Source organism: Nakamurella sp. PAMC28650 (assembly GCF_014303395.1).
Lineage (GTDB): Bacteria > Actinomycetota > Actinomycetes > Mycobacteriales > Nakamurellaceae > Nakamurella.
In genome coordinates this window covers 1014475-1027859 of sequence record NZ_CP060298.1, presented here as the reverse complement: position 1 = coordinate 1027859, position 13385 = coordinate 1014475, and the positions used below count along the sequence as shown (strand labels likewise).

The window sequence follows — 13385 nt, the reverse complement described above, 5'->3', positions numbered from 1 at the left end:
TCTCCTCGGAATCGGTTTTGTACCGCAAGAGAACCGTCGACAGAAGTGATTGCTGGCGGGCTGTCCGCGGCCATGAAAAACTGACCGTAGGCGGCCACGTCATCTGTGTCCCCGTTCTGGCTTGCGAAGCTTCGTGATGTCAGACCCCTTTTCAGGGTGCGGGGGTGCTCCGACAAATGCCGGCCGCAGGACTGCTCGAATCGACCAGGGCCGCCTTGCCCTTCGTGGCTGGCCCCATCGAAGCGCCGCCCTATCTCAATTGGTTGAACGAGATTTCTCGGCACGCTGCCGGGGGTAACCAGCGAAGGCGATCGGCTGGGCCGGCTGCCGGTACACCGTGGGGGACGATCCGCCGGACATCTCCAGGTGCCACAGCTGACCTGAGGTGCCCGCTGAGTGCTTGTTGGTCAGGACCAGCCGATCCGCTGGCCGCCCGTCGACAAGAGGCAACGTCAGAATTGTCGCCGGCCCAGGTGATGCCATATGCAGCAAAGCACAGTAGGAGTCGCCGGCCGGGTGATCGAGGTCGGCTACGTCAACGGCCAGGGTGGTCAGGACGCACTCAGACGACGAGATCGAGATGATGGGAGACTCCTTCGGTTGAAAACCAAGCTGGGATACAATAATGCTACTTGAATGGGTGAGCTGGTGACGGTGACGCCGAACACCATGGTGGCTCTTGGCACTTGATGGGCCCGTCGACCTGAAATATTGAGCCGATGTGAGGACTCCGAAAGGCGCCCCGATTTCGACCCGTTGGAAGAGCGGATCGATGCCATTGTGTTTGCCTGATGAGAGCGATCAGGTGCAGCGGGACTTGGTGGACGTGGAGTCGGTGGCCGCGCATCTGTTGAAGCCGGGCAGCGTGTTCGCGTTCCTGGCGGTGCATCGTCGGGTGTTGTTCCCGGATGCGATGTTCGCGGACCTGTTCCCGTCGGGGTCTGGGCGGCCCTCGCTGCCGGTGGATGTGATGGCTTCGGTGCTGACGTTGCAGGCGCTGCAGGGCTTGTCCGATAGCGAGACCGTCGATGCGGTGACCTTCGACCTGCGGTAGGAGGCCGCGTGCGGCCTGGCGGTGACGGCGGCGGCGTTTTCATCCGACGACGTTGACGTACTGGCGACGCCGGCTGGCCGCCTCCCAGTCCCCGAACCGGATCTTCGATGCGGTCAAGGCGGTGGTCGCCGAGACCGGTGCGATCAAGGGCAAGACCCGCCGGGCCCTTGATTCGACGATTCTGGATGATGCGGTCGCCACCCTGGCCACCAGCTGACGGCCCCCAGGGGCCGGAAACCGACCTCACAGACCCCCCGGCCCCGACCACCAAGCGGGCCCAACACCGCGACCGTCCCCCCACAACCGATGCCGGCCGAACCGACCCCAGCCACCCGTAGGGATTTAGCCTCGATCAGTGGACCTGCTTGGATGATGATCTTGTTCGGGTGATCGGTGCCGATTTTGGTACCGGTCTTGGCGCGGGCGTGGGTTATCGGCTGGCCTGATGCCGGCGTGCCCGTTGTTCCTTCGGTAGCGGCGTTTTCGGCCGGGTGGTTGGTGTCAGGCTGCGCTGGGTTGTCGATCCTGCGGGTCGAATACGTCGTCCCGTAGCCGTTTCCACTGACGTTGGTGGGGGTGGTGGGTGGGTAGGTGCAGGATGCGGCGGCCTTGGGGTCGGGCGATCCGGGCGGGGACGTTGACCACCCGGCGGCGCAGCGTCGCGCCGCGCGCTACGGCGTGGGCGGTGTCGATGCAGGTGCCGGCGGCGCGGAGCAGGTTGTGGGCGATAGCGCCCAGGATGGTCCAGGCACAGTTCGCCGGAAAGTGGCCGGAGGGCTGGTGGGCCCAGGGCCCGTCGATCAGGTCGGCGAACACCGATTCGATGATGGCGTGTTGGCGGTGGGTGATGTCGGCGGCGGTCACCGTTTCGGTGCTGTTGGTGAAGAACGGGTGGTAGCGCCAGACGGGGAACAGTTCGTCGAGGTGGTTGCGGTCCTTGACCCGCCGGACGATCAGCCGGGCGGTGATCGCTCGGTCGGTGCCGGCCAGCATGGTGTAGCTGATTTCGGCGACTTCGGCGCCTGCAGATCCACTGCCCGGTGTCCGGGTCTTGCATGGCGCCGGGATACCGCACCGGCGTCCACGCATCAGCGGGGATGGCGCCGATGGCCCGGTTGACTGCTTTGTTCTTGGTGAGCACGAACGAGAACTTGGCGCCGGCTCGCAGGACCGCCGCGATGACATCGCTGTAGCCGTAGGCCGAATCGCCGCGGACCAGTATGGTCGCCGGCTTGGCACCAGCGGCGATGGCCAGGTTGATCGCTTCGGTGACCATGAAGGCGGCGCCCCGTCCGGATCCGGCTTTCCCGGCCCGCAGGCGGACCCCGGCGATCACCGGCGCCGCCATGGCGGTGCTGATGGTGGTGACCAGCGGTGAGAGTCCTTTGCGCAACACCTGCCGGTTGGCGATCTTGGTGTGCCCGAAGCTGGCGCCCTGTTTGGCGTGTCCGTAGACCGGTCGTAGCAGCGAGTCGATGTCGATGAACGCCTGCACATCGATGCCGGCCAGCACCCCGGTCCGCCGGGTCAGGGCCAGCAGGTGCCGGGCCAGGACCGCCGACAATTGGCGGGTGTGTCCGTGGGTGAATTCCCGCAGGAACATCCCCAATGTCGAAGGTGCGTAGACCGCGCCGAACAGTTTCTGCGATCCGCCAGAGCGGATGATCTGCAGATCGGCGATGGAGTCGGCGCCGGTCAGCATCCCGGCGATGATCGACATGATCTTCCCGACGGGGTTCGCCGCCGCTGAGGCGATCCGTTCGGAGTCGAACCGGACCTGCGCATCAACCAGGTCCGGCAGCTGGGTCTGTTCGGCCAACGCCAGCACCGGGACCAGTCCCGCCGCCGACACCAGATTCTCATCGTCGAACGTCGCTGCATCTGGTTTCCAGGCGTGCAACAATCTCACCGAAAGTGTCCTTCCGATCCGCACCAATCCGGTCCTCAACAAACCGATTGTCCCAGGTCAAGGACACTTTCTTCAGTTTCCACGCCGGTCAGAAACCGACCAGGTCCACTGATCGAGGCTTAGATCGTGGGTGGGCGTCGGCGGCCATCCAGGCAGGCCCAGATAGCCGCGTTCGGACGGTGAACCGCTGAGGGCTGAGCACAGCAGGCTGAGGTCACGGCCCACCCCTGCCTCGTCATCGCCCGGTCCGTCCAATGATCGAAGGGGTGACATCGGCACTCGGCAGTTCAGCCGGCCGGAAATGTCAGGACCGAAGTGAACGCTCACACCGACACTGGGTTGGATGTCACCTGCTCCCCGCCGGGGAGTAGGTCACGCTTGAGTTGTCGACGCGGGCGCCGGCGTACCCAACGCCACGGCGCTCAATACCGTCCGCTGAACCCACTCGGTGTTGCTGACCTGCTCACTCATCAGCAGTGCACCGGGCCGGCCGGCTGGGAATCGCACCAACGACAGCAGATCTTCACAACTCCCGGCAGTGCGGGTAGCTCCCGCTGGCGCATTCCATGAGGGAGACGGAACGGCACGTGCGGGTTCGCGGTCCGCCCCCACCCTGGCCCGGGGCTCGAGGTCACCTAGACCGATCGAACTCGACGCTGAAACCGTCAGAACCGATGAAGGATTCTGCCCTGGCGCACCCGCCTTCCCGAAGAAAGCCACCGGTGACAACACCGGCTCCCCATCAGGGGAGATGAGACGGCCCGGAACAACCGCAGCGGGCGGCCTATGGGCAAGCGGGTGCGGGGCTGCTGATATGACTGAGCGTCCGGGGGTCAATCGAGCGGTGGGCGCTGGGCGAGCGCGGTTCTGTTGCGGCCGCCCCGCTTCGCTGCGTACAGGGCGTTGTCGGCGGCGTCGATCACCGCCGACGCCGTCGCACCGTGCCGCGGGTACAGAGCGATCCCGGCGGAGAGGGTGACGTTCAAAAGGGTGCCACCGCGATGCGGGATCTGCAGATTAGCGATCCGGACACGAACCTGCTCGGCCCGTTCGAGCAGTACCTGCTCGTTCACGTCGGCCAGCAGCAGCAGGAACTCCTCGCCGCCGTAACGGCACGGTAGGTCGCCGGGCCGCAGCGACGAACGGATCGCCTCGGCCACCGCTTTGAGCATTTGGTCCCCCGCGTCGTGACCGTGCATGTCGTTGACCTGCTTGAAGTGGTCGATGTCGGCCATGATCACCCCGAAGGACCGGCCGGATTGGTCGGTCCGGCCGACCTCACGGCCAATCCACTCATCGACGAACCTGCGGTTCAGCAAGCCGGTCAGCGGATCCCGCACCGCCTGCAACCGTAACGTCTCGCGCAGTTCCAGGTTGGCAAGGGCGAGGGCGCTTTGCTCGCTGACTGCTGATGCGAGGCTCGTCTTCGCAGCAGTCAGCGTGCCGGCCAATCGGCCAGAGGTAGTCGGCATCGAGCTGTCATCGGTCAGGTGCAACAGCCCACTGGTCTCGCCATGCGCCGACATCGGTACGCAGATGCCGTTGCCGGTGTGCTGCTTCTGATGGCGACATATCAGGCTCGGGTTGAGCGCCGTCACCGAGTGCGGCTGGCCGCGTCTCAATCCCCAGCAATCCTGCGGCAGCAGTGGGTGCACTTCGGAGACGCGCCCCCACATCACCTTCGGTTCCAGTACATTCCGGGAAGCGCGGTAGAGGTACACCACTCCGGACAGCCCAGCGAACAGGCTGGTGAGCGACACCTTCATCGCGTCGAGGGCTTCATCAACGGTATCGCAGGCCTGCAGGAGGTTACCCAACGCGGTGAGTCGAGTGATGTCGATGTTGAGTTCCTGCAGCTCGACGGTGCGCTGCAGGACGCGACTCTCCATCTCGTCTCGGTTGGCCTGCAGCTCCTCCGCCAGCATGTTGACCCCGGTGACGATGGCGTCGATCTCGTCGGCGGCCTCGGACATCTCACCCCGGGCACTCAGTTCGCCGGCCGCAAGACGAGTCAGGAGGGAGATGATGGCGTCGATCCGGCTATCGATGTCGACTTCACCCAAGGTTCTCGCCGAGCCAGCTGACTGCAGCGCTCTCGTCCGTGAACATCCTGGTCGGCACCGGCATGCGCTGCAGCCCGATGATGAAGTTCGCCACCACCCTGCTGACAGCTGAGGCCACCAGCAGGGCTACCGCAGTGGCCTGTGCGTCCGGCCCGGTGAAGTGTTCGCGGGCCGCCCGATCGGCCTTGGCAAGGTAACGCATATCCACCAGCACCGGCACCGCCCCCCGGCCGAACGCGCCGACCGCTGCAGTGACTTTGCGCGCGCCGTCCAGGTCGCAGACGGATCCTGGCTTCCAATCGTTGCGGGCGATCCGGTGCTGCTCGTCCCACCAGACGTGGCAAGGTAGATCGGACTCCATGTGCCCATCCTTTCCGTCCGTCCTTCGCGGCGAGCCCCATAGTATTCGGTGTTGAGATCTTTCGGTACGTAGGCTCGGATCACCTCCGGTCAGGCCGGCTGGTTCGATCCCGTTGGCACAGAGGGCTGTCCTACAGCTCGCAGGCCCTAAAGCTGCAATTCAGCGGACGCAAGCCGACGAAAACCAAGACGGCCCTGAGGCACTTCATCAGCCAGAACCCCCGCCGGCCATCGCAGGAGTCGGGTTGACCCCGAACTACCGTTCCGCGGCTCGTCTGCTTGTCATCTCCGGATCCGAAATCGGCGTTTCATCTTTGGTGGTCTAAGCAGGTAGTGCCTTTCTGCCTACCGGGGCCTGACCGTAGCCTGTTTTCAGCCGGCCGTCAGGTGACCGGCCGGTCATCATGGAGACCGTATCCGCCGGGTGGCTCGCGCACCCGTCTGCAGGATCGGAGTGCTCAGAACCCACCTGGCCTGCCCGGTCGGCGCACCTCAAGGTGCTCACCCAGACATGGTGGCAGCAGCAGACCCGATTGGAGCGTATCCGGTCTGTGGGCCACGATCCCGGGTAGTTGGGGACATCCAGGACGAGGTGATCTCGGTGAAAAAAGGGGGTCCTGACCTGCACTCGGTCGGTGAAACCGTATTGGCGTGACCTCGTCCCCGGGGTGCCGCACTGTGGCAGACGATGCAAGTCGGGCCTAGTACTACAGTCGTGGTTATTTTGATCTTCTCGGCGTGTCTTCGCAGGTGAATGTCGGGTTGGGTCGATCCTGCAGTGATGGGTGATGATCTTTGTGTGGCGCAGGTGCAGGAGTGGGCGGACGGGTTGGCGGAGCTGCATGCCTTGATCGGGCGGCGTTTTGCCAGGTCAGAGCCACGTGAGCATGCGTTGGCGTATGTGCGGGGGTTGCTCTCGGCCGAGGAGCGGAAGAACTCCTGGACGTTGTCGGAGCGGGCCGGGGATGCCACCCCCGACGGGATGCAGCGGCTGCTGTCGACCACCGACTGGGACCCTGATCTGGTCCGTGACGATCTGCAGAGCTACGTGGCGGCGCAGCTGGGTGACCCAGGGGGTGTGCTGATCATCGACGAGACCGGATTCTTGAAAAAGGGCACCCGCTCCGCCGGTGTCGCACGGCAGTATTCCGGCACCGCCGGACGGATCGAGAACTGTCAGATCGGGGTGTTCCTGACCTACGCGACCCCGGCCGGACGGACCTTCCTGGACCGAGAGTTGTACCTGCCCAAAGCATGGACCGATGACCCCGACCGCTGCGCCGCCGCCGGAATCGGCACCGACGTCACCTTCGCGACCAAACCCGAGCAGGCGATGGTGATGCTGGAGCGGGCCGTGGCCAATGGTGTGCCGGCCAGGTGGGTCACCGCCGATGAGGTCTACGGACAGCACTCCAAACTCCGGGTGAAGATCGAACAGCTCGGCCTGTCCTACGTTCTCGCCGTTCCAGTCAACCAGCACGTCATCGCCGCCGGTCAGCGGGAGGGCCGCGAATACCGAGCCGATGAGCTGATCGCAGCCCTGCCCGCGCAGGCCTGGCGGCGACGGTCAGCGGGCAAAGGGGCCAAAGGTGACCGACTGTATGACTGGGCCCGGGCTCGGATCCACGGCATCAACTTCCCCGACTCCACCTATTGGCTGCTGGCCCGCCGCAGCATCACCGATCCCACCGACCTGGCGTACTACCTGTGCCACGCACCCGCCCGCACCGGCCTGAGCGAACTGGTCACCGTCGCCGGAACCCGCCCCGCCATCGAAGAAACGTTCCAAACCTCCAAAGGCCAAACCGGTCTGGATCACTACCAGGTCCGGCAGTACACCGGCTGGTACCGACACATCACCCTGTCGATGCTGGCCCACGCATTCCTGACCGTCACCCGGTCAAAAAAGGGGGCCCAAAATCGGGAAACGACACCCTCATCGCCCTGAGCGTCCCGGAAATACGCCGACTGCTGATCCACCTGATCTGGACCGACCCACCCGACCCCGACGCCACCCTGACCCGATCAACCTGGCGACGACGGCACCAACAACGCGCCCGCCACTGCCACTACCGGGCCCGAGGACCACTACCGGGCCCGAGGACACCAACCATAAGTGCGACTGTAGTACTAGAGCGTGTCTGCTAATACTTCGGGCCCTGACGTTGATGATCTTCCTATGGCGCGCATAGGTGTGATCTCGGACGAGTTTTGGGCGGTGGTCGAGCCGTTGATGCCGGCCTACGGAGGTCGGCGCGGCCGGCCGTGGAACGATCACCGCGAGATGCTCGAGGCGATCTGCTGGCGCTACCGGACGGGCTCGCCGTGGCGGGATCTGCCGACCGAGTTGGGTCGTTGGCAGACGGTCTGGGCGCGGCATTTCCGCTGGTCAACCGACGGTACCTATGACCGGATCTTGGTGGCCGCGAAACGTGCCGGGTTCATCGACGACATCGAAGGTGACGCCGTCATCGAGCTGCTGTCAGTGGACTCCACCGTGGTGCGGGCGCATCAACACGCAGCCGGGGCCCGCAAGACCGCCACCTCGGAGGTCGTCTCGACGACCGATCAGGACACAGGGGGCACCATCGAACGACAAGAATTTGCCGGTCGAACCAGCTGACCACGCATTGGGCCGATCCCGGGGCGGACTGTCGACGAAGATTCACACCCTGACCGACCAGCGGGCCTGCCCGGTCACGGTGATCCTGACGCCCGGCCAGGCCGGCGACAACCCGCAACTGGTGCCGCTGTTGGACCTGCACCGTCGGCAGCACTCAGGTGGTCGATCCCGCAAGTTCCGGGTCCTGGCCGATCGCGCCTACTCGCATCCCTGCACCCGGAAAGAGTTGCGGCGCAGACGGATCGGCAACACCATCCCGCAGCGCAGCGACCAGCAGGCGCACCGCAAGACCAAAGGGTCACGCGGTGGTCGGCCGCCTGGCTTTGACGCCCAGGACTACAAGCTCCGCAACGCCGTCGAGCGCGGCTACGCCCGCCTCAAGCAGTGGCGCGCTATCGCTACTCGCTACGATAAACACGCCCTGACATTCCTGAGCGGCGTCCACCTGGCCGCCAGCGTCCTGCAACTCCGCTGATTAGTAGACACGCTCTAGTAGTACTTTGTTAGATCGGCGTGTCTCCGTTGTGCAGCAACGGGTTTCGGGGAGAATGGGGGTATGGATGCTGCTGGGTTCGCTGCGGTCGGTGAGAAGTTGGATGCTTTTGCGGGGCAGGTGTTCTCCTCGTTTCCGCGGTCTGATCAGCGAGCGACGGGCGGGTTGTATCTGCGGGGTCTGATGCTGGACGGGCGGCGCAAGTCGATGCAGCCGATGGCGGAGCGGCTGGGAGTGGATCATCAGCGGTTGCAGCAGTTCATCACCTCCTCCCCGTGGGATGTGGTACCGGTGCGGAAAGTGTTGGTGCGCCTGGCGATCGGGGTGATCGGGCCGCAGGCGTGGGTGATCGACGACACCGGGCAGGCCAAGGAAGGCACCGCGTCGGCGTGTGTGGCCCGGCAGTACTCCGGGACGATGGGCAAGATCGGGAACTGCCAGGTGGCGGTCAGCGTCCACGCGGTCACCGATCGGGCCTCCGAGCCGTTGGACTGGCGGCTGTTCATGCCCAGGAGCTGGGACGATGAGGCCGCCGAGAGCCCCGAGGCCGCCGCCGCGGTGCAGACGCGGCGGGCGGCGTGCAAGATCCCCGCCGGCGAGCACCACCGCCGGAAATGGCAGATGGCGATCCAGATGCTCGACGAACTCGCCGAGTGGGGGTACAGGCCGCCGGTGGTTGCGGCCGATGCCGGCTACGGCGACATCACCGCATTCCGCCTCGGCCTGCAAGAGCGCAACATCGGCTACGTCGTGGCGGTCAAGGGCTCCACCAGCGCCTACACCGCCGACGCGGTGCCGGTCACCGCCGCCTACACCGGCCGGGGACGACCACCGGTCCCGCGGTACCCCCACGCCCCTTCCAGCTGCAAGGACATCATCCTGGCCGCCGGACGGGCCGCCCGCAAAGAACTCACCTGGCGCAAAGGGACCAAGACCAGCCCCGGGAACAAGAGCGCGGCGATGCGATCGCACTTCCTCGCGGTCCGGATCCGCCCCGCCAACCAGGACATCGACCGCGCCGACGACGGGTCCCTGCCCCAGCAGTGGCTGATCGCAGAATGGCCCACCGGCAAGAACGAACCCACCGACTACTGGATCTCCAACCTGCCCACCGACACCCCCATCCCCACCCTCGTCCGGCTGGCGAAGATCCGCTGGCGCATCGAACACGACTACCGAGAACTCAAAACCGGTGTCGGACTTGACCATTTCGAAGGCCGCAGCTGGACCGGCTGGCACCACCACGCCACCCTGGCCACCGCCGCCCACGTCTTCCTCACCTGGATCCGCCTCACCCACCCAAAAGCCGATGGGCAACCCTGACCCTCTACGCCCTGCTGAAAAACCTCCAGCAGTTCCTCGCGTACTGGATCGGCGTCTGCCCTACATGCCACTATCACCTGCGGACCTAACAGAGTACTACTAGCTAGAGCGAACCTCAGCCCGGCGGTGTACCGTCCCGTCGTCGTGTTCGGCGACACCGTGCACATCGGGCTGGCCATCTCGTGTGCTGCTCACGTGAAAACACCTGGGCAAGGTGCGACCTGGCTCGGACAGGGTCAGGTTTGATGTGATCGCTGGGCTGCACGCGAACCGAGGCGCGGCCCGGAGGCGGTGAGCGTTGGGCCGCGGCCGTCACGGGCTTGGGGCTGGTCGGTGGCGCTAGTGGGGGAGTTCCAGGGCTCACAGGCTTCTTCATCGGGTCGGATCTCTGACGACGGCGACCTTTCGCCCTGTTTACTGACCCGGAGGGGTTCAGCAACCCATGCAGCCACGGCATGGCCGGTCTGAGTGCGACGCATCCCCGTTAGTATCGGTTCATGTCGCATTTCGATCGATTGGTTCCGCAGCAGCGTGGCCCGGAGGGCGGTTCGCCGCTGATTGCCGGACCGATCATCGCGCGGTACCGAGACGTGCTGTCGGGCTGCACGTTTGTGGTCGCCACTCCGGCCGGTCAGCCGCAACTGTGGGAGACCTATCTGCGGGGTGCCGAGGTCAGTTACAGCCGGCACGGTGTCGAGTCTGTACTTGAATACCACGTCATTGCCGATGGCAGGTCGACCGCGTTGTTCTTCGCGGCGCTGGATCCGGCTGGTGCGGTAGTCGGCGGCATGCGGGTCCAAGGGCCCTATTCGCTGGCGGTGCAGGCTCACGCCATCTGCGAGTGGGACGACCGGGAGGGTTCTACTGAGTTGCACGAGGAGATCACGGTGCGACTGGAAGACGGGGTGATCGAGATGAAGACGGGTTGGGTCGATGACATGGCCAGCAACCGCCGCGAGCTGACGGATGCGCTTGCTCGGATATTTGTCCATTCTCTCCGGTTGATGGGTGTGCGTTGGGCATTGGGTACCGTCGCGCAGCATGCCATCCGTCGCTGGCAGACCACCGGAGGTGTCGTCAGCGAGGGGGTGGCACCGGTGGCCTACCCGGACGAGAGGTACCGGACGGTGCTGATGTGGTGGGACAGCAGGAGCTTCGCAGAGCTCGCCGTACCGGAACAACTTCCGCTGATCATGAACGAGTCCGCCCAGCTGAGGACAGTCGCCCCCCTGGGCTTCGACGATATAGAGAGGGCTTCCTGTTGAGAGACGACACAATTGCGGCCGATGAATTTCGCGCGTCAATTTTCCAGGACTCCGGTGATCCGGCTTTGGCCGAACTTCGGGACCAACCGGGGTTGACCATTCTGGATCGAAGTGAGCTCTTTTACCGGGAAATTCAGAAGTTGCAGCCGCCGCTGGAATTCCCGGTGGGTGAGTGGTGGGTCCATTATTCCTGGCGGTCGTGTCTGGTTCTGCTGCCCGGTCCCGACGCCTTCCGGCGTCTGCGTTCGGATCGGAACCGCAACAAAATCACCTCGTCTGAGCAGGTGAGTTTCCGGCGACTGAAGATTGGTGTGGTCGGACTCAGTGTCGGCCATGCGATTGCCCACACGCTCGCCCTGGAGGGTTTATGCGGCCAACTGCGGCTCGCTGACTTCGATTCCATCGAGCTGTCGAACTTGAACAGAATTCCGGGATCTGTTTTCGATGTGGGCGTTAACAAGGCTGTCGTGGCCGCTCGTCGTATCGCCGAGCTCGACCCTTACCTTGACGTACAGGTCTTCGCCGAGGGGCTGACTGAACAGTCGATGGCCGGATTTTTCGATGGTCTGGATTTGGTCGTCGAGGAGTGCGACTCCCTGGACATGAAAGTCCGTATTCGTCAAGAAGCGAGGCGTCGCCGTATCCCCTTACTCATGGAGACCAGTGATCGTGGGCTTTTTGACGTCGAGCGGTATGACCAAGAACCCGGTCGCAGCCTCTTCCACGGGCTGCTGGGCGATATCGACCCGCAGACTCTCCACGGGTTGAGCACGCGGGACAAGGCGCCGCACGTGATGCGGATCTTGCAGGCCCAGGAGTTGTCGGCCAGAATGGCGGCCTCCATGGTCGAGATCGACCGCACGTTGTCGACGTGGCCTCAATTGGGCGGAGACATTCAGCTGGGCGCGGCCATGGTCGCCACCGCCGTCCGCCGATTTGGGCGGGACGAGCACCTGCCGTCCGGCCGCATCAGGGTAGATCTCGAGGAGAGTTTCGACCTGCTCGATCCGGTCATCCAGCAGCGACCGTCCGCAGCGCCGATAGGAGAGCCGACCGACCTGACCGCCGAGATACCGCTTGCACCGATGGACGCTGTGATCCATGCCGTCCGGCTCGCTCCATCCGGCGGGAACGCGCAGCCGTGGTCGGTGAACGCGACGAATTCGGGTATCACCATCTCGCTGGTGCGTGAACGGAGTTCTGCCATGGACCACGAGTTCCGCGGCTCCTACGTGGCCATCGGTGCCGCCTCTTACAACGCCAGGGTCGCGGCCGCCAGCCACCGCCGGCGGGCCAACGTGCAGTGGCTGCCGAACGGTTGCGGATCCGACGTTGTCGTCGCCATCGACCTGCAAGCCGGCGAGGAACCGGACTTGGCCCTGCAGTACTCGGCGATGGTGCACCGGATCTCCAACCGCAGCATCGGGCGCCGCGCCGCTCTGAGCGATGAGGCGAAAGGGGACCTGGTGACTGCCGCAGCCGCCGAGGGCGCCGCAGTGCACATCGTCGAGGATGCCGGGAGGCTGGGTGAGCTGGCCGACGTGCTGGCCGAATCCGATCGCCTCCGATACCTCACGCCCTTGCTGCATCTGCAGATGACGTCCGAGCTGAAGTGGCCGGGGCGGGAGCGGCTCGACGCAGGTATCGATGTCCGCACCCTCAACCTGGACGACCCAGATTTGGCGAAGCTTCAGGTCGCCCAGCGGCCCGAGGTAATGGCTAACCTTGCTGCTTGGAACGGAGGTTCAGCTCTGGGCGACGACACCAGGGACCGGATCAACGCCAGCTCCGCACTCGTCGTCGTGGTGGGCCCCGGCCACACTGCGTTGGACTATCTGCGGGGCGGGGCCGCCGTCGAGCGGGTGTGGATTACTGCCGAACAACTTGGTTTGGGCGTTCAGCCGGTGTCGCCGATATTCCTCTACACGCTCCAGGACGCTGATTTTCTGGCGGTCTCAGTGCCATTTCATCGCCAACTCAGCGGGCTTCGCGATCGATTCTCAATGATTCTCAACCTCGCCGAGGGCGAAGTGCCGATGTTGGTACTACGGGTTTCCCATGATCCCGCCAAGGCAGTTCGAAGTGAGCGGTTACCGATCGACGAGGTCCTGACCGACCTGACGGCATAGACAGCAGTATTCGGGTCATACAGATCAGACCAGTATCGGTTCGTCAGGGCCGAGTCTGCTAGCCTCAATCTTTCGTGAGACGCCCGGCCTTTCCTCGGCGCGATAGATCTGGTGTTTCGCACCGACGGGCATGTCTGCGGGTTCGTCGAAGCCCCGGTGGGTCACC

8 protein-coding genes and 2 pseudogenes are annotated in these 13385 nt (G+C 64.6%); 7 read left to right on the top strand and 3 right to left on the bottom strand.

Annotated elements, in window-relative coordinates; translation table 11 throughout:
• Positions 1-772 precede the first annotated feature (772 nt).
• Positions 773-1265 (top strand): annotated as a pseudogene (locus tag H7F38_RS04665) (transposase); the annotation flags it as partial.
• Positions 1266-1555: 290 nt separating this feature from the next.
• Here H7F38_RS04665 and H7F38_RS04660 read toward each other — a convergent pair.
• Positions 1556-2882, bottom strand: a pseudogene (locus H7F38_RS04660) (IS1380 family transposase).
• Between H7F38_RS04660 and H7F38_RS26475 the strand changes: the two are divergent.
• On the top strand, positions 2764-3075 hold the full coding sequence (locus H7F38_RS26475; protein WP_370531417.1) for a hypothetical protein: 312 nt from the start codon (positions 2764-2766) through the stop codon (positions 3073-3075). The pseudogene H7F38_RS04660 and the gene H7F38_RS26475 overlap by 119 nt on opposite strands.
• Positions 3076-3796: 721 nt before the next feature.
• Here the strand turns inward: H7F38_RS26475 and H7F38_RS04655 are convergent.
• Both H7F38_RS04655 and H7F38_RS04650 read right to left on the bottom strand, forming a co-directional pair.
• Positions 3797-5026 carry a sensor domain-containing diguanylate cyclase gene (locus H7F38_RS04655; RefSeq protein WP_187093070.1) on the bottom strand — a complete coding sequence of 410 codons (1230 nt, stop codon included), beginning with the start codon at positions 5024-5026 and terminating at the stop codon, positions 3797-3799.
• Complete coding sequence (locus H7F38_RS04650) at positions 5019-5387, bottom strand: STAS/SEC14 domain-containing protein (RefSeq protein WP_187093069.1); 369 nt, start codon at positions 5385-5387, stop codon at positions 5019-5021. The genes H7F38_RS04655 and H7F38_RS04650 overlap by 8 nt, the downstream gene beginning before the upstream one ends.
• A gap of 780 nt (positions 5388-6167) precedes the next feature.
• On the opposite strand from H7F38_RS04650, the gene H7F38_RS04645 reads away from it, so the two are divergent.
• The 5 genes from H7F38_RS04645 to H7F38_RS04625 all read left to right on the top strand — a co-directional run bounded on the left by H7F38_RS04645 (position 6168) and on the right by H7F38_RS04625 (position 13219).
• Positions 6168-7334, top strand: coding sequence for an IS701 family transposase (locus H7F38_RS04645; protein WP_255498241.1), 1167 nt, complete (start codon positions 6168-6170; stop codon positions 7332-7334).
• A gap of 231 nt (positions 7335-7565) precedes the next feature.
• Positions 7566-8484 (top strand): IS5 family transposase gene (locus H7F38_RS04640; protein WP_255498240.1). Its coding sequence is split into 2 segments (ribosomal slippage): positions 7566-7928 and positions 7930-8484, totalling 918 coding nucleotides; the frame shifts between segments, so codons are not numbered across the junction.
• 81 nt (positions 8485-8565) lie between these two features.
• Positions 8566-9825: an IS701 family transposase gene (locus H7F38_RS04635; RefSeq protein ID WP_187093068.1), complete on the top strand. Its 1260-nt coding sequence runs from the start codon at positions 8566-8568 to the stop codon at positions 9823-9825.
• A gap of 497 nt (positions 9826-10322) precedes the next feature.
• On the top strand, positions 10323-11090 hold the full coding sequence (locus tag H7F38_RS04630) for a hypothetical protein (protein ID WP_187093067.1): 768 nt from the start codon (positions 10323-10325) through the stop codon (positions 11088-11090).
• Positions 11087-13219, top strand: coding sequence for an Rv1355c family protein (locus tag H7F38_RS04625; protein WP_187093066.1), 2133 nt, complete (start codon positions 11087-11089; stop codon positions 13217-13219). Before H7F38_RS04630 ends, H7F38_RS04625 begins: the two co-directional genes overlap by 4 nt.
• Positions 13220-13385: the final 166 nt, after the last annotated feature.

What these genes read in the sequence shown, in the direction of transcription:
- H7F38_RS26475 (WP_370531417.1), top strand. Translation starts at nt 2,764, where the DNA reads ATGATCGACATGATCTTCCCGACGGGGTTCGCCGCCGCTGAGGCGATC.
- H7F38_RS04650 (WP_187093069.1), bottom strand. Translation starts at nt 5,387, where the DNA reads ATGGAGTCCGATCTACCTTGCCACGTCTGGTGGGACGAGCAGCACCGG.
- H7F38_RS04645 (WP_255498241.1), top strand. Translation starts at nt 6,168, where the DNA reads ATGGGTGATGATCTTTGTGTGGCGCAGGTGCAGGAGTGGGCGGACGGG.
- H7F38_RS04635 (WP_187093068.1), top strand. Translation starts at nt 8,566, where the DNA reads ATGGATGCTGCTGGGTTCGCTGCGGTCGGTGAGAAGTTGGATGCTTTT.
- H7F38_RS04630 (WP_187093067.1), top strand. Translation starts at nt 10,323, where the DNA reads ATGTCGCATTTCGATCGATTGGTTCCGCAGCAGCGTGGCCCGGAGGGC.